Source organism: Bacillus sp. SN1 (assembly GCF_002796895.1).
Lineage (GTDB): Bacteria > Bacillota > Bacilli > Bacillales > Bacillaceae > Bacillus > Bacillus inaquosorum.
Genome location: NZ_PHIE01000002.1, coordinates 349,513 through 365,094 on the forward strand (window position 1 = coordinate 349,513; position 15,582 = coordinate 365,094).

The 15,582-nt window shown below is 46.0% G+C and carries 15 protein-coding genes and 2 other annotated features (1 of these 17 only partly in view); of the genes, 12 read left to right on the forward strand and 3 right to left on the reverse strand.

Annotated features, from left to right (window positions below; translation table 11 throughout):
* The first annotated feature begins 13 nt into the window (after positions 1 to 13).
* The 3 genes from bacD to bacF are packed head-to-tail and all read left to right on the forward strand — an operon-like array spanning position 14 to position 3,813.
* Positions 14 to 1,432, forward strand: coding sequence for an alanine--anticapsin ligase (gene bacD / locus CVV77_RS10500; protein WP_100275352.1), 1,419 nt, complete (start codon positions 14 to 16; stop codon positions 1,430 to 1,432).
* Entirely contained in the window at positions 1,429 to 2,613 is a 1,185-nt protein-coding gene (gene bacE, locus CVV77_RS10505) for a bacilysin exporter BacE (RefSeq protein ID WP_088111868.1), read from the forward strand. The genes bacD and bacE overlap by 4 nt, the downstream gene beginning before the upstream one ends.
* On the forward strand, positions 2,614 to 3,813 hold the full coding sequence (bacF, locus tag CVV77_RS10510) for a transaminase BacF (RefSeq protein WP_100275353.1): 1,200 nt from the start codon (positions 2,614 to 2,616) through the stop codon (positions 3,811 to 3,813).
* Between the two features lie 14 nt (positions 3,814 to 3,827).
* On the opposite strand, the gene bacG is transcribed toward bacF, so the two are convergent.
* Positions 3,828 to 4,607, reverse strand: coding sequence for an NADPH-dependent reductase BacG (gene bacG, locus CVV77_RS10515; RefSeq protein WP_100275354.1), 780 nt, complete (start codon positions 4,605 to 4,607; stop codon positions 3,828 to 3,830).
* 131 nt (positions 4,608 to 4,738) lie between these two features.
* Positions 4,739 to 5,503, reverse strand: coding sequence for a hydrogen peroxide-dependent heme synthase (hemQ, locus tag CVV77_RS10520; protein ID WP_019259788.1), 765 nt, complete (start codon positions 5,501 to 5,503; stop codon positions 4,739 to 4,741).
* A 270-nt stretch (positions 5,504 to 5,773) separates the two neighbouring features.
* Here hemQ and pta point away from each other — a divergent pair, with 270 nt between their 5' ends.
* The 4 genes from pta (at position 5,774) to CVV77_RS10540 (ending at position 9,746) form a co-directional block, all read left to right on the forward strand.
* Positions 5,774 to 6,745 carry a phosphate acetyltransferase gene (gene pta, locus CVV77_RS10525; protein WP_019259787.1) on the forward strand — a complete coding sequence of 324 codons (972 nt, stop codon included), beginning with the start codon at positions 5,774 to 5,776 and terminating at the stop codon, positions 6,743 to 6,745.
* A gap of 145 nt (positions 6,746 to 6,890) precedes the next feature.
* Positions 6,891 to 7,790: a cysJI operon transcriptional regulator CysL gene (gene cysL / locus CVV77_RS10530; RefSeq protein WP_019259786.1), complete on the forward strand. Its 900-nt coding sequence runs from the start codon at positions 6,891 to 6,893 to the stop codon at positions 7,788 to 7,790.
* 47 nt (positions 7,791 to 7,837) lie between these two features.
* The gene (gene ywfL, locus CVV77_RS10535) at positions 7,838 to 8,683 is read left to right on the forward strand and encodes an octanoyl-[GcvH]:protein N-octanoyltransferase (protein WP_019259785.1); all 846 of its coding nucleotides are present in this window, start codon (positions 7,838 to 7,840) and stop codon (positions 8,681 to 8,683) included.
* A gap of 172 nt (positions 8,684 to 8,855) precedes the next feature.
* Positions 8,856 to 9,746: a carboxylate/amino acid/amine transporter gene (locus tag CVV77_RS10540; protein ID WP_088111871.1), complete on the forward strand. Its 891-nt coding sequence runs from the start codon at positions 8,856 to 8,858 to the stop codon at positions 9,744 to 9,746.
* A 142-nt stretch (positions 9,747 to 9,888) separates the two neighbouring features.
* On the opposite strand, the gene rsfA is transcribed toward CVV77_RS10540, so the two are convergent.
* Complete coding sequence (gene rsfA, locus CVV77_RS10545; protein WP_100275355.1) at positions 9,889 to 10,668, reverse strand: prespore-specific transcription regulator RsfA; 780 nt, start codon at positions 10,666 to 10,668, stop codon at positions 9,889 to 9,891.
* 213 nt (positions 10,669 to 10,881) lie between these two features.
* Here rsfA and CVV77_RS10550 point away from each other — a divergent pair, with 213 nt between their 5' ends.
* The 5 genes from CVV77_RS10550 to CVV77_RS10570 all read left to right on the forward strand — a co-directional run bounded on the left by CVV77_RS10550 (position 10,882) and on the right by CVV77_RS10570 (position 15,092).
* Positions 10,882 to 11,106: a YuzB family protein gene (locus CVV77_RS10550; protein WP_003222050.1), complete on the forward strand. Its 225-nt coding sequence runs from the start codon at positions 10,882 to 10,884 to the stop codon at positions 11,104 to 11,106.
* Between the two features lie 160 nt (positions 11,107 to 11,266).
* Positions 11,267 to 12,568, forward strand: coding sequence for an HD domain-containing protein (locus CVV77_RS10555; protein WP_003235936.1), 1,302 nt, complete (start codon positions 11,267 to 11,269; stop codon positions 12,566 to 12,568).
* Positions 12,569 to 12,603: 35 nt separating this feature from the next.
* Positions 12,604 to 13,104: a YwgA family protein gene (locus CVV77_RS10560; RefSeq protein ID WP_003222046.1), complete on the forward strand. Its 501-nt coding sequence runs from the start codon at positions 12,604 to 12,606 to the stop codon at positions 13,102 to 13,104.
* A 111-nt stretch (positions 13,105 to 13,215) separates the two neighbouring features.
* Entirely contained in the window at positions 13,216 to 13,689 is a 474-nt protein-coding gene (locus CVV77_RS10565) for an Rrf2 family transcriptional regulator (protein WP_100275356.1), read from the forward strand.
* The gene (locus CVV77_RS10570; RefSeq protein WP_100275357.1) at positions 13,686 to 15,092 is read left to right on the forward strand and encodes an MFS transporter; all 1,407 of its coding nucleotides are present in this window, start codon (positions 13,686 to 13,688) and stop codon (positions 15,090 to 15,092) included. The genes CVV77_RS10565 and CVV77_RS10570 overlap by 4 nt, the downstream gene beginning before the upstream one ends.
* A 46-nt stretch (positions 15,093 to 15,138) precedes the next feature.
* Positions 15,139 to 15,367 (forward strand) — a binding site (T-box leader).
* 33 nt (positions 15,368 to 15,400) lie between these two features.
* Positions 15,401 to 15,582 (forward strand) — a binding site (T-box leader) (it continues 178 nt past the right edge of the window).

The window sequence follows — 15,582 nt, forward strand, 5'->3', positions numbered from 1 at the left end:
GAGTGTTTTACATATGGAGAGAAAAACAGTATTGGTCATCGCTGATCTTGGAGGCTGCCCGCCGCACATGTTTTATAAAAGCGCTGCTGAAAAATATAACCTGGTCAGCTTTATTCCAAGACCTTTTGCAATTACAGCCTCTCATGCAACACTGATTGAAAAATACTCGGTCGCGGTCATAAAGGATAAAGACTATTTTCAGAGCTTAGCTGATTTTGAGCATCCCGATTCAATTTATTGGGCGCATGAGGATCATGACAAGCCTGAAGAAGAGGTCGTCGAGCAAATCGTTAAGGTTGCCGAAATGTTTGGGGCGGAAGCCATCACAACAAACAATGAATTATTCATTGCCCCGATGGCGAAAGCCTGTGAGCGTCTGGGCCTGAGGGGTGCCGGAGTGCAGGCTGCCGAAAATGCCAGAGATAAAAATAAAATGAGAGACGCTTTTAATAAGGCTGGAGTCAAATCAATCAAAAACAAACGAGTCACAACGCTAGAGGATTTTCGTGCTGCACTTGAAGAGATCGGCACACCTCTTATTTTAAAGCCGACATACTTAGCGAGTTCAATCGGTGTAACGCTGATTACGGACACTGAGACGGCAGAAGATGAATTTAACAGAGTCAATGACTACCTGAAATCAATTAACGTGCCAAAGGCGGTCACGTTTGAAGCGCCGTTTATTGCTGAAGAATTTTTACAGGGTGAGTATGGAGACTGGTATCAAACAGAAGGGTACTCCGACTATATCAGCATAGAAGGCATCATGGCAGACGGTGAGTATTTCCCAATCGCCATTCATGACAAAACGCCGCAAATCGGATTTACAGAAACATCACACATTACGCCGTCCATTCTGGATGAAGAGGCGAAAAAGAAAATTGTCGAAGCCGCCAAAAAGGCAAATGAAGGGCTTGGACTGGAAAATTGCGCAACACATACAGAGATCAAGCTAATGAAAAACAGAGAACCGGGTTTAATAGAGTCGGCAGCGAGGTTCGCAGGCTGGAATATGATTCCTAATATTAAAAAGGTCTTCGGCGTTGATATGGCGCAATTATTATTAGATGTTCTCTGCTTCGGAAAAGACGCCGATCTGCCGGATGGATTATTAGATCAAGAGCCTTGCTATGTCGCCGACTGCCATTTGTACCCTCAGCATTTTAAACAAAATGGCCAGATTCCGGAAACTGCTGAGGATTTGGTGATCGAAGCGATCGATATTCCGGACGGGCTTTTGAAGGGTGATACCGAAATCGTTTCTTTTTCGGCGGCAGCACCAGGGACATCAGTTGACTTGACACTGTTTGAAGCCTTCAATTCCATTGCTGCATTTGAACTGAAAGGCAGCAATTCACAGGATGTGGCTGAATCCATCAGACAAATTCAGCTGCATGCGAAGCTGACGGCAAAGTATGTGCTGCCAGTATGAAACAGCTGAAGCCAAACTCTAAATATTTGCTTTACGGGCAGGCGCTATCATTTATGGGAGACTATTGTGTTCTCCCTGCCCTGCTCATTTTGTCTACATATTATCATGATTATTGGGTGACATCGGGGGTCATCGTGGTCAGAAGCATTCCGATGGTATTCCAGCCATTTTTGGGGGTTCTGGTCGATCGGTTAGATAGAGTTAAAATCATGCTGTGGACGGATATCATCAGGGGCCTTATCTTTTTGGGGCTCACATTTCTTCCAAAAGGCGAGTACCCGCTGATTTTTCTCGCTTTGCTGTTTATCTCTTATGGAAGCGGTGTGTTTTTTAATCCTGCCCGTCTTGCGGTCATGTCCTCATTGGAATCAGATATTAAAAACATCAACACGTTATTCGCAAAAGCGACGACCATCTCGATTATCGTCGGTGCGGCTGCCGGAGGGCTTTTTCTGTTAGGCGGATCTGTAGAGCTGGCTGTTGCTTTTAACGGTGTGACATACTTGATTTCGGCCATTTTTATCAGCCGCATCAAGCTGCAATTTGAGCCGATTCAATCTGAAAACATAAAAGAGGCCTTTCAGTCTTTTAAAGAAGGACTCAAGGAAATCAAAACCAATGCTTTCGTATTAAATGCCATGTTTACGATGATTACGATGGCTATGCTGTGGGGAATTGTGTACAGCTATTTTCCAATCGTCAGCCGCTTTCTGGGTGACGGGGAAATCGGCAACTTTATTCTCACGTTCTGTATCGGCTTCGGCGGCTTCATCGGAGCGGGGCTTGTCAGCAAATGGGGATTTAACAACAATAGAGGCCTGACGTATTTTACCGTTTTATCCATTGTCTCGCTGGCACTGTTTTTATTCACGCCGATTTTCGCTGTCTCGGTCATTGCCGCTATCCTCTTTTTCATCGCGATGGAATACGGGGAAGTGCTTGCAAAGGTGAAGGTTCAGGAGAACGCGGCAAACCAGATTCAAGGGCGCATTTTTTCGGTGGCGGAAGCGTCAATCGGATTATGCATTTCTGTTGGTTCGATGTTAATCAACGTCTTAAACGCTCCGGTCATTATGGGGCTGATTGTTGTGATGGTAAGCGGATTGTTTCTGCATACGAAGCTCGTCAACAAATCGTTTTTGGAACGGGATAACAAAACGGAGCAAAAAGGAGTCTTTTAGATGGAAATAATACCGTCCGACGTCATCAAGACACTTCCAAGGCAAGAGTTTTCTCTCGTTTTTCAAAAGGTGAAGGAATTGGAAAAAACGGGGGCGCATATCATTAATCTCGGACAAGGAAACCCTGACCTTCCCACTCCGCCGCATATTGTGGAGGCCTTGCGGGAGGCGTCTCTGAATCCTTCGTTTCACGGATACGGGCCATTCAGAGGCTATCCTTTTTTGAAGGAAGCAATCGCTGATTTCTACAAAAGAGAATATGGAGTGTCAATCAATCCTGAAACGGAAGTTGCACTCTTCGGCGGCGGGAAAGCCGGCTTGTATGTGCTGACACAATGCCTGCTCAATCCGGGAGACATCGCTTTGGTCCCGAATCCGGGCTACCCTGAATATTTGTCGGGAATTACGATGGCGCGAGCTGAGCTGCACGAAATGCCGCTGTATGAAGAAAATGGCTATCTGCCGGATCTTGAAAAGATTGATCCTGCCGTGCTGGATAAAGCGAAGCTCATGTTTTTAAACTATCCGAATAACCCGACGGGAGCTGTGGCCGATGCGGCTTTTTATGCAAAAGCGGCTGCTTTTGCGAAAAAGCACAACATCCATTTGATCCATGATTTTGCGTACGGCGCGTTTGAATTCGATAAAAAACCGGCCAGCTTTCTTGAGGCACAGGATGCCAAAGCTGTCGGGGCAGAGCTTTATTCATTTTCAAAAACATTTAATATGGCAGGCTGGAGAATGGCGTTTGCGGTCGGGAATGAAAAGATCATTCAGGCCGTCAATGAGTTTCAGGATCATGTATTTGTCGGCATGTTCGGCGGACTGCAGCACGCGGCGAGTGCGGCGCTTTCAGGAGATCCGGAGCAAACGGAATCCTTGAAACGAATCTATGAGGAACGAATTGATTTTTTTACGGAGCTGTGTGAAAAGGAATTGGGCTGGCAGATGGAAAAGCCAAAAGGAACGTTTTACGTATGGGCTGAAATTCCGAAAACGTTTGAAACATCTCACCAATTCTCCGATTATTTGCTGGAGCATGCCCATGTCGTTGTCACACCGGGTGAAATATTCGGAAGCAACGGAAAAAGGCATGTCAGAATATCGATGGTGTCAAAGCAGGAGGATCTGCGGGAATTTGTCATGCGGATTCAAAAGCTGAACCTGCCGTTTGAATCATTACAAGAAGTATCCCGCTAAAAAGCGGGATTTTTTTATATGCTTTTCATGCTGCCGCCGTCAGCGGAAATTTGCTGTCCTGTGATATAGGAGGCTTCCTCGGAGGCGAGAAACGCGACGAGCGCTGCGGTTTCCTCGGCTGATCCGACCCGTTTCATCGGAATCCCGGAAGCAATCTGTTCCTCTGCTTCCCGTTTGGATATGCTGTTCTTTTTCATCACATTTTCCACAAATTGATGGTAACGGTCTGTAGCGATAAAACCAGGATTCAGGCAGTTGACAGTAATGTTATGAGGAGCAAGCTGGATGGAAATATTTTTACTGGCGTTAATTAAAGCGGCATTCATCATACTGTTTGTAAACATATTGGCGCCGGGTTCTTTCCACAGATTTCCAACAATGTTGATGATTCTGCCAAACTCGTTTTGTTTCATCAGTGAGGCAGCACGCTTGATAGCGTCAATGTAGGCAACGGTCTTTTGTGTGAACGTGGCCGTCATATCCTCTATATTGCAGTTATCAAATGTGTCAGGCGCGCCGCCCGGAATATTATTAATCAGAACATCAAGGCGTCCGCATTGAGATTCGATTTCTTGAAAAATGCCGGCTCTCGTATGCTGGTCAGACATATCACCTGCAAGGACAATGACGCTCGCTTCAGGATGTTTGGCCAAAATGTCTTTTTTGACAGGCTCAATATTGTCCAAGTTTCGCGAGTTAATGACGACGGAAAAATGCTGGTCTGCTAGTTTCAGAGCGATTGCTTTTCCAATCCCTTGACTGGCTCCCATAATAAATGCGGTTCGTTTTGACAAATAACTGCACCCCTTTGCAAAAATTGGATTATTATCTACATCGTAAGAAAAAACGGAGAAAATAGCAAATTTTATTTAAATTCTGATAAAGAAGAATTGAAAAACTCCCGCCGGCAGGGCGGGAGGAGATATTATACATATAGGAATTGAGGAAGTGTATCAAGCGAAAGGCGGTTGCCGACAAAGAATGAACCGAATTCGCCGTAGCGAGCGCTGACTTCGTCAAAACGCATTTCATACACAAGTTTTTTGAATTGAAGCACATCATCACTGAATAATGTAACGCCCCACTCGTAATCGTCAAAGCCGACGGAGCCGGTGATGATTTGTTTGACTTTGCCAGCATAGCTGCGGCCGATTAAGCCGTGGCTTCTCATCAAGTTTCTGCGTTCTTCCATTGAAAGCATGTACCAGTTGTCGTTGCCGGATCTTCTTTTATCCATTGGATAGAAGCATACATATTTAGATTCCGGCAGTTCAGGGTAAAGGCGCGCACGTACATGCGGGTTTTCGTAAGGGTCGCCGTCGCCGCTTGCCAAGTAGTTGCTCAGTTCAACCACTGATACGTAGGAGTAAGCCGGAATGGTGAACTCAGCAAGTCTTGATTTGTTGAATTCGAGCTCAATTTCATTTAATTCTTCCATTGTAGGACGAAGAATCATCAGCATGAAATCAGCTTTTTGGCCGACGATGCTGTAAAGAGCCTGCGATCCTTTTCCTTCTGTTTGGGCCACGCCCCATTTTTCAAGCAATCCTGTGAATTCATGTATGATAGATTGGCGCTCATCGCTGGACAGCAGCTTCCAGGAAGTCCAGTCCATTGTGCGGAAATCATGTAACGCATACCAGCCGTCAAGCGTTTTCGCCGCTTCATTCGTCATTTGCTGTTCACTCATTTATCTTCACTCCTATTATCTTTTCATGATTGCCTTCACTATACCATAGTTTATCCGATTCTACTGTAGAGAAACCTTGAACATCCCTTTCGTATAACTCCATAAAAATAAGAGAAGCTATAAGGAAAAGAATGAGTCACTTAAATTAGTTAGAAAAATAAGATTTTTTTATGAAAGCGCTATAATGAAAGTTGGCTGTTTGAATTTGATTGGAAGAAGAGTATGCTAGTAAAAGAAAGCGTTTTTGTAACTTTTTGAGGAGGTTTTATTGTGGCAGATTTATTTTCAACAGTGCAAGAAAAAGTAGCTGGAAAAGACGTTAAAATTGTATTTCCTGAAGGCTTAGACGAGCGTATTTTAGAAGCGGTCAGCAAGCTTGCAGGAAACAAAGTGCTGAATCCGATTGTGATCGGCAATGAAAATGAGATCCAAGCAAAAGCAAAAGAATTGAACCTTGCGCTGGATGGCGTTAAGATTTATGATCCTCATACATATGAAGGCATGGAAGACCTTGTACAAGCATTCGTAGAACGCCGTAAAGGCAAAGCGACAGAAGAACAGGCTCGTAAAGCGTTATTAGACGAGAACTACTTCGGTACAATGCTGGTGTACAAAGGCCTTGCAGACGGACTTGTAAGCGGAGCGGCTCATTCAACAGCCGACACTGTCCGCCCGGCTCTTCAAATCATCAAAACAAAAGAAGGCGTGAAAAAGACTTCCGGCGTCTTCATCATGGCTCGCGGAGAAGAGCAATACGTGTTCGCAGATTGCGCGATCAACATTGCGCCTGACAGCCAAGATCTTGCCGAGATCGCGATCGAAAGTGCCAATACGGCAAAAATGTTCGACATTGAGCCTCGCGTGGCAATGCTCAGCTTCTCTACAAAAGGCTCAGCAAAATCTGACGAAACAGAAAAAGTAGCGGATGCTGTGAAAATCGCGAAAGAAAAAGCGCCTGAACTGACACTTGACGGCGAATTCCAATTCGATGCTGCATTTGTTCCATCTGTAGCTGAGAAAAAAGCGCCGGATTCCGAGATCAAAGGGGACGCTAACGTATTCGTATTCCCAAGCCTTGAAGCAGGAAACATCGGCTATAAAATCGCTCAGCGTTTGGGCAACTTTGAAGCAGTAGGACCAATCCTGCAAGGTTTAAATATGCCTGTAAACGACCTTTCAAGAGGATGTAACGCTGAAGATGTTTACAATCTCGCATTAATTACAGCGGCGCAAGCACTGTAATAAAAAATGAAGACGATGGCAGCTCTCTTCCTGAGGGCTGCCTTTTTTGCGCCCGTATAGCCTTCTTTACCAAGACAGATGATATGAGTACAATAAAGAAAACTGATTATAATTATATATTTTATTAATGACAGGGGTGGGGTTTTTGTATTATGACGTGCTGAAAACGTTTATAGCGGTGGTAGAAGAAAAAAACTTCACAAAAGCAGCGGAAAAGCTGATGATCTCCCAGCCCAGCGTCAGTCTGCATATCAAAAATCTTGAGAAAGAATTTCAAACGGCTCTCCTGAATCGGTCGCCAAAGCACTTTACGACAACGCCGACAGGAGACATTTTGTATCAAAGAGCAAAGCAAATGGTATTTCTCTATGAGCAAGCCAAGGCTGAAATCTATGCGCACCATCACTATGTAAAAGGCGAATTGAAAATAGCTGCCAGCTTTACGATCGGAGAGTATATTCTTCCGCCGCTTCTGGCCCAGCTGCAAAAGCTGTATCCAGAGCTGAACCTCGATGTCATGATCGGCAATACGGAGGAGGTCAGCGAGCGTGTGCGGATGCTTCAGGCTGATATCGGGCTGATTGAAGGACATACAAACGAGAATGAACTGGAAATTGAACCGTTCATGGAGGATGAAATGTGCATTGCCGCGCCGAATCAGCATCCGCTGGCCGGACGGAGAGATATTTCGATCAGCGAATTGCAAAACGAAGCGTGGGTGACAAGGGAAAAAGGCTCCGGAACGAGAGAATATCTCGATCATGTGCTCAGCTCAAACGGACTGCGGCCGAAGTCGATGTTCACCATCAGCAGCAATCAAGGCGTAAAAGAAGCGGTAATCAGCGGCATGGGGCTGTCTGTTCTATCCAGAAGCGTGCTGCATAAGGATTTGATCCACCGTGAAATTTCAATTCTCCATATTAAGGATTTCTCATTAAAGCGCAAGCTGTCTTACATTCATTCTCCTCTCATGGAGAATACGAAAAATAAAGAAATTTTTATTACGATGTTGAAAAGCAATTATCAATCACAGCGGCTGAAATGATATAATAGTTTTCGTTCATAAGCCTAACATGAAAGGGTTTTACATAGATGGCAAACCAACCGATTGATTTACTGATGCAGCCGACATGGAGAGTCATTGACCAATCCAGTCTCGGCCCTTTATTTGATGCGAAGCAATCCTTCGCAATGGACGATACGCTGTGCATGTCCGTCGGAAAAGGCGTGTCGCCGGCGACAGCGCGCTCATGGGTGCACCACGATACGATTGTCCTCGGAATTCAGGATACGCGCCTCCCGTTTTTGCAGGATGGCATCTCCTTGCTGGAGAACGAAGGATACCGTGTGATCGTACGCAATTCCGGCGGTCTGGCCGTCGTGTTGGATGAAGGCGTTTTAAATATCTCTCTCATATTCGAGGACGAAAAGAAAGGCATCGATATAGACAAAGGGTATGAAGCGATGGTTGAGCTGATGAAACGGATGCTAAAGCCGTACAACGCAAAGATCGAAGCCTATGAAATTGAAGGGTCATATTGTCCCGGCAGCTATGACCTCAGCATAAATGGCAAAAAATTCGCCGGCATCTCTCAAAGACGCGTTCGCGGCGGAGTCGCTGTTCAAATCTATCTCTGCGCGGATAAAAGCGGCAGTGAAAGGGCCGACTTGATCAGACGATTCTACCAAGCGGCGCTGAAGGACAAACGAAACGATAAAAAAGGCGTCTATCCCGAGATACGTCCGGAAACAATGGCGTCCTTAAGCGAGCTTCTGCAAACAGACATCTCCGTACAAGACTTAATGTTCACTTTACTGACGGAATTAAAAGCGTTAAGCACCCATCTTTACTCAGCAGGACTGTCCATGGATGAGGAAATGGAATTTGAGAAAAACCTCGTCCGGATGGCTGAGCGGAATGCTAAGGTATTTGGGTGAACGTTCTTCGCATGCCAGCCGTATCCGGCTGGCATGCGTTTTTTATTTTAAGCGACATTTATCCCCAACAATCTTATTTTCAGATAAATCCTTCTTACATGCAGATAACTATGGCAAAAAGAAAAACGATAAAATGACATCAGAAGCATCCATATACAAAGGGGAGAGGCAGATGAAAGGGAATTTTTACAGCCTGTTTGTGCTGATCGCGGCTTTTTTCTGGGGAACTACGGGAACTGTTCAGGCGATGGCTCCAGAAAGCTCCACACCGCTGGCATTCGGAGCGTTCAGATTATTAATAGGGGGAAGCGCCATGCTGCTTGCGGTTTGGATCAGCAGGGAGCTTCATGTGAAAAATTGGTCATGGCCGCTCGTGTTATCAGCAGCAGTTTGTATGGCGTGTTACCAGCCGCTGTTTTTCACAGCCGTTAAAGAAACCGGAATCGCTGTGGGGACTGTGATTGCGATCGGCAGTGCACCTATCATTGCCGGGAGTATGGAGTGGGCCGTATTGAAAAAACGCCCGCGAAACTCTTGGTGGGTCGCGACTGTACTGGCTTTAGCGGGGTGCTGGCTCCTGTTTTCCGACAGTTCCAATGTTCGGGTTGATGCTGCTGGTGTTCTAATGGCGCTTGGAGCGGGTGCTTCTTTTGCGGGCTATACGCTAATCAGTAAATCGATGATGAAAACCCAGCCTCCGCGAGCGACTTCCGCCGTTGTCTTTATGATCAGCGCCATCTTGCTGACGCCGCTTTTATGGCAGTCAGATATCTCGTGGATATTGACCCCGAGAGGACTGGGAACGAGCCTTTACATCGGGTTAATTGCAACATGTGCCGCTTACTTTTTGTTTGTGAAAGGGCTTACCGGGGTTCCGGCCTCGGCGGCGGTCACGCTGTCTTTAGCTGAACCGCTGACGGCCTCATTGCTGGGCGTGTTTTTCATAGGGGAAATGCTTTCACTTTCCTCGTGGCTCGGCATTGCACTTATGCTGCTGGGGCTGCTGGTCATTTCCGCTGCGCCTCGTAATCAAAAAACTGCTGAGGCAGCTCACATGTCTTAATAGATTCACTAAGCTTGGCCTCATTTTACAAGAATAGCGGGGCTCGCAGCAAAATGATAAAATCCTCTTTTCTTAATGGAAAAGGGGATTTTGCACATGGCGAAAATCCCAAAACACCAGCTCGTTTTGGGATTTTTCTAAGTTATTCCGCTAATTTTTCTAAATTGCCGTTCCGATCCATTTTGAAGGACGGAGAGGCATGTTCATCTTCTTCAAATAAAACTAGCTTTCTGGCTCTATTCATAATTTTTACCAAGGTTTCATAATCTTCTTGGATCGTTTTTTGGTCTTTTTCAAGCTTTTGAACTTCTGCCTCAAGCTGTTCCGTTTTGCTTTGCAATTCCTGATTTTCTTTCTTTAAACGTTCATTTTCCATTTTTAATGCCGATGATTGCTCGTTATTGCCTTCGTAATTCTGCAGGAAGCGGATCACATCATTCATCGTCATCTCAGGCGCAGCAGCAGGCGTTTGAGAAGACAATAAGTGTGATAGACTAGCTAACTCTTCCTTAAAGCTTTCATCCACAAAAGGCATGTGTTCGCCTGACATTAAAGGCTGCTGCTCATTTTCGGCTGATGGTACGTCCGTTTTGGCCGGCTCCTCTGCAGCGGTTTCTTGAATGATTCCAGGATCAACTGCAGGAGGCTGATATAATAGTCTTTTTTTCGCTGGCTGCCCGTTTCCGAGCGCTCTCATCCGCTGTTTTCGCTGTTTTTTCGCAAGCTGTAGCGCTTTTTCATATTGATGGCGGACCACCGCGTTCCATCTGAATCCGCAGGCTGCGGATGTCCGGTTCAATTTATCACCGACTTCTTCAAAGGCGTTCAGCTGGGTGCTGCCCTCCCTCACATGCCGAAGCACTGTTTCGGCTAAAAGCAGATCATTTTCTTCTGACCAAGCGTCTTGTCGCTGTTTTGTCATTTATCTCAACTCCCATTTTTCTTTTCATGGTATTAGAATGTCCAGTATGGAAAATATTTATACAAGTTGGCTGAAAGAATAGGAGATACGAAGGATGGAGCGGCTTGCAGGAACAGTCGAATCCTTGTAAAATGAAGAGTGATGTGATTTTTTTGAAAAGCGATTTTAGGTTATTCACATAGATGAACATAGAAATGAAGGGAAGCGTACGTCATGGCTAATGAATTTCGAGTGTGTGATGATTGCCAAGCCACTAATATCAAAACATTGCTGCCGCGTTTAAAAGAAGTGGACCCGGACGCAAAGGTTGAGGTAGGATGCCAATCTTATTGCGGGCCCGGACGGAAAAAATCATTTGCTTTTGTGAACAATCGTCCGCTGTCAGCTCCGACAGAGGATGAGCTGATTGACAAAGTAAAAAAGAAAATAAAAAAGTAAAAACATATTTTCAATAGCCTCGGCCCTCAGGTCAGGCTTTTTTGCTTCACATCATGTGTTTTTCGTAAAGATGGAACAAATCGCCGGGCAAATTCAAGGATGTTTTCAAAGAATAGAGTCGATATAATAGAAACACGGCTAAAAAAAAGAGGGAATGACGATGGCGTATCCAAATGGAAAATTATCAGAAGAAAAAGTGTTTAAAGATCCGGTGCACCGCTATGTTCATGTACGGGACAAGCTGATATGGGATTTGATCGGAACCCGCGAATTTCAGCGTCTCCGCAGAATTAAGCAGCTCGGCACGACGTATTTGACGTTCCATGGCGCTGAGCACAGCCGGTTCAACCATTCTCTCGGTGTCTATGAAATTGTCAGGAGAATGGTTGATGACGTCTTTAAAGGCCGCCATGAATGGGATGACAGTGAGCGCGAACTCTGTTTGGCCGCGGCGCTGCTTCATGATCTCGGGCACGGGCCGTTCTCGCATTCATTTGAAAAAGTCTTTCACCTTGACCACGAAGATTTTACAAGAGATATCATTTTGGGGGACACAGAGGTCAATCAGGTGCTCAGAAAGGTGAGCCCGCGTTTCCCGCAGGATGTTGCTGAAGTCATTGCCAAAACATATAAAAACAAGCAAGTGGTCAGCCTGATTTCGAGTCAGATTGACGCAGACCGCATGGATTACCTGCAGCGCGACGCTTATTATACGGGCGTCAGCTACGGCCATTTTGATATGGAGCGGATCCTTCGGGTGATGCGCCCGCGCGAGGATCAGATCGTCATTAAAGAAAGCGGGATGCACGCTGTCGAAGACTATATCATGAGCCGCTACCAAATGTACTGGCAGGTATATTTCCATCCTGTGACAAGAAGCGCAGAGGTTATTTTAACGAAGATTCTTCACAGGGCGAAGCAGCTGCACGATGAAGGCTATGTGTTCACTCACGCTCCGGTTCATTTCTATTCTATTTTTGAAGGGAAATTGACGCTGGAGGATTATTTGAAGCTGGATGAATCTATTATTTTGTATTACTTCCAGGCATGGGAGGATGAAGAAGATGCGATTTTATCCGATTTGTGCCGCAGATTCATTAACCGCCAGCTGTTCCAATACGTTGAATTCAATCCGAACGAAGAAATGTCGGCATATTTTGAGCTGACTTCATTGTTCAAAGAGGCGGGAATCGATCCGAGCTATTATTTGGTTGTCGATTCTTCTTCAGATCTGCCATACGATTTTTACCGTCCGGGAGAGGAAGAGGAGCGTCTGCCGATCCATCTCTTGACGCAAAACGGCCAAATTAAAGAGCTGTCCAGACAGTCGGCTATTGTGGAATCCATTTCCGGAAAACGGCGGACGGACCACAAGCTGTACTATCCGAAGGACCTGATTTGTGACGGCTCTGAACATCCGGAAGCGAAAATGAAAATCCGGCAGCTGCTGGGACTGACATAGAAATTGGAAAGAAGGAAAAAGGAGATGTCGGGAATTTGTTGAAAGAACATGCAAAACTGATGAAGGTGTTCTCGGATTCTGGAGAAATCATCGGGCGGAAGAAGCTGCAGAAAATGATTTATATCGCTAAAAAAATGCAGTTTCCTTTCTATGAGAAATATGATTTTCACTTTTACGGACCGTATTCAGAGGAACTGACGCTCCAGATTGAAGAGCTGTGCAACCTTGGATTTCTGCATGAGGTGAAGGAAAAAAAGGGCGGCTACTTTCAATACCGTTATTCACTGACTGAGACAGGCTCCGCGTTTTTAGACCATGCTGATCTGGATATGCCGGATATCAAAGGCTATATCGACAGTGTAAACAGCCGTTCATCGCGGTTTTTAGAGCTGGTTTCCACGATCCTTTACTTTGACGGGCTTGAGGCTGAGGAAAAGAAAGAAAAAGTCTTTACAATCAAAAGCAAGCAAAAATATACAAATGAAGAATATGACGAAGCGCTTCAATACATAGAAGAACTGAAGCAGATTTGTTAACCATACCAAGCAAAAGAAATGAACCGTTTCTTTTGCTTTTTTTGTTGACAAAAGTTGCTAAAGGATCTATTGTGGATATTAGTTATCCATAATAGATCAGGAGTGAATATGATGAAAATGAAATCAGGGATGGAGCAGGCAGTTTCTGTCCTGCTGTTATTGTCACGGCTGCCCGTACAGTCTTCTTTAACGTCAGAGGCAATCAGCCATCGTTTGCGCGTCTCTCCGTCTTATTTGAAGAAGCTGATGAGAACATTGGTTCAGGCCGGTTTGGTAGAATCCATACCGGGGACGAAGGGTGGTTTTACCCTTACGAAGCCTTTGACGGACATTGCGCTCTATGATGTTTATCAAGCGGTAGAAGGCAGAGGTTCGATGTATCAGGGAAAAGGCCTGCTGCAATCCGTATTCGAGGGTGAAAGTAACTGTGTGCTGGAGACAGTCATGGGGGAAATCGAGGATAAATGGGCCAATCTCATGAGAGAAGAATCCTTGCAGCATGTCATGGACAGAGTCGGGGAATTATATGATCTTGAAAAAATAGATGATTGGGTAAATCAGCAATTGAAAGGGCAATTGCAATGAAAAACAGCGGGCCGTTACAAAAATCAGAATCATCAGGAATATCCGTGCTGATCGTGCTCGCTCTCGGTTTTCTCATGGCTACTCTTGATGTAACCGTTGTGAATGTGGCAATGGCAGATATGAAAAACGCTCTTTCGATGTCACTTTCAGGTGTGACATGGGTTGTGGACGGGTACATCCTTACGTTTGCTTCACTTCTGCTGGCGGGCGGAGCCTTGGCTGACCGTTTCGGCTCGAAGGCGATATATATACTGGGCTTGGCCGTTTTTGTCCTGGCCTCCTGCCTTTGTGCGGTATCGATTAATGGCCAGATGCTGATTGCCGGACGCCTCATACAGGGAATTGGCGCGGCTTTGTTTATGCCGAGCTCACTCAGCCTTTTGGCGGCCTCTTACCCTGATGAGCGGGTGCGGGCGAAAATGTTTGGGCTGTGGGCTGCCCTTGTGTCCGCCGCTTCTGGCCTTGGGCCCTTTATCGGCGGTGTGCTGGTACAAGCAGCAGGTTGGCAGAGTATTTTTCTGATCAACGTGCCTTTAGGGGCGGCTGCGCTCATTTCAGCTTACCGAATACTCGACCGCGTGCCGGGAAAAAGCAGGCACGTGAATATCACAGGGCACCTGCTTGGAGTGGCGGCTCTCGGGTTTCTCTCCTTTGCATTGATACAGGGGCCTTCAGCGGGCTGGCGCTCGCCCGTAATTCTCGGTGCATTCGCGGCGGCGCTTTTGGCATTTGTGCTGTTTTTGATTCGGGAAATCTCTGCGAAAACATCGATTCTGCCGGCGTCCTTATATAAAAACGGCCGTTTCTTAGCTGCTCAGTTCGTCGGGTTTCTGCTGAATTTTGCCCTTTTCGGCGGCATGTTTATGCTGAGTCTTTTTTTGCAGGAAGCAAGAGGCGCAAGCTCCTTTATGGCTGGAGTTGAGCTGCTGCCGATGATGGCGGTTTTCGTGATCGGCAATCTGGTGTTTGCCCGTCTGGCGAATCGGTTTGAAGCAGGGCAGCTTATGTTTGTGTCAATGGCGGTCAGCTGTATCATTGCATTGCTGTTATTTGTGCTGGTTTCACCGGACTTGCCTTATTGGCAGCTGGTAGTTTTGATGTCTGTCATGAACCTTGGCACCGGCATTACAGTTCCTGCCATGACAACTGTAATCATGCAGGCTGCCGGGCAAAAGCATGCGAATATCGCCGGCGCGGCTTTAAATGCGAACCGGCAAATCGGAGCCTTGGTCGGCGTAGCGGTATCCGGGGTGATCATTCATCTGTCTGCCACTTGGTATGCCGGTGCCGGGTTTACGTTTTTGATGATGGGAGCGGCGTACAGCCTCGCCGCATTGCTTGTATGGCTGTTTCTGGCTGCCCATAACGGGACTGCCGCGTCAGAAAAAAATGTAAATCACTGATTGCGCTTTGTGGGAATATATAGTAAGATATAAAAAATTATTGAAACAACAGGCACTGATAAGGACACGAGATGCTTTTTACGGTTTCCAGAGAGGGAAGGACAGCTGAGATCTTCCTAACGCAGGGAAAGCAGCTTACCGCCTTTGAGCCGTATCGGGGAAATCAAGTATCTGATACCGTCATGCTGCGTTACAGCACCTTAAAGCCGATACACCATGTGTGTTGATCGGGAATTTGGGTGGAACCACGGATAATAAACACATTCGTCCCTTTTAGAGGGATGGGTGTGTTTTTTTATATGAACTAAATATATGCGAAGAAAAGGACATGAATGATATTTACGGTTTTCAGAGAGGGAAGGAAAGGTGAGAGCTTCCCAGCTTAGGAATATCGTTTACCGCCTTGGAGCAGCATTGGGGAACTGAAGTATCCAATGCCGTCTATGCTGCGTTACAGCACCGAGCCGATAAACATAGCGTTTGTCGGGAA

Coding starts and splice junctions, on each gene's coding strand:
- bacD (WP_100275352.1), top strand. CDS start 14: ATGGAGAGAAAAACAGTATTGGTCATCGCTGATCTTGGAGGCTGCCCG.
- bacE (WP_088111868.1), top strand. CDS start 1,429: ATGAAACAGCTGAAGCCAAACTCTAAATATTTGCTTTACGGGCAGGCG.
- bacF (WP_100275353.1), top strand. CDS start 2,614: ATGGAAATAATACCGTCCGACGTCATCAAGACACTTCCAAGGCAAGAG.
- hemQ (WP_019259788.1), bottom strand. CDS start 5,503: ATGAGTGAACAGCAAATGACGAATGAAGCGGCGAAAACGCTTGACGGC.
- ywfL (WP_019259785.1), top strand. CDS start 7,838: ATGGCAAACCAACCGATTGATTTACTGATGCAGCCGACATGGAGAGTC.
- CVV77_RS10540 (WP_088111871.1), top strand. CDS start 8,856: ATGAAAGGGAATTTTTACAGCCTGTTTGTGCTGATCGCGGCTTTTTTC.
- rsfA (WP_100275355.1), bottom strand. CDS start 10,668: ATGACAAAACAGCGACAAGACGCTTGGTCAGAAGAAAATGATCTGCTT.
- CVV77_RS10550 (WP_003222050.1), top strand. CDS start 10,882: ATGGCTAATGAATTTCGAGTGTGTGATGATTGCCAAGCCACTAATATC.
- CVV77_RS10555 (WP_003235936.1), top strand. CDS start 11,267: ATGGCGTATCCAAATGGAAAATTATCAGAAGAAAAAGTGTTTAAAGAT.
- CVV77_RS10565 (WP_100275356.1), top strand. CDS start 13,216: ATGAAAATGAAATCAGGGATGGAGCAGGCAGTTTCTGTCCTGCTGTTA.
- CVV77_RS10570 (WP_100275357.1), top strand. CDS start 13,686: ATGAAAAACAGCGGGCCGTTACAAAAATCAGAATCATCAGGAATATCC.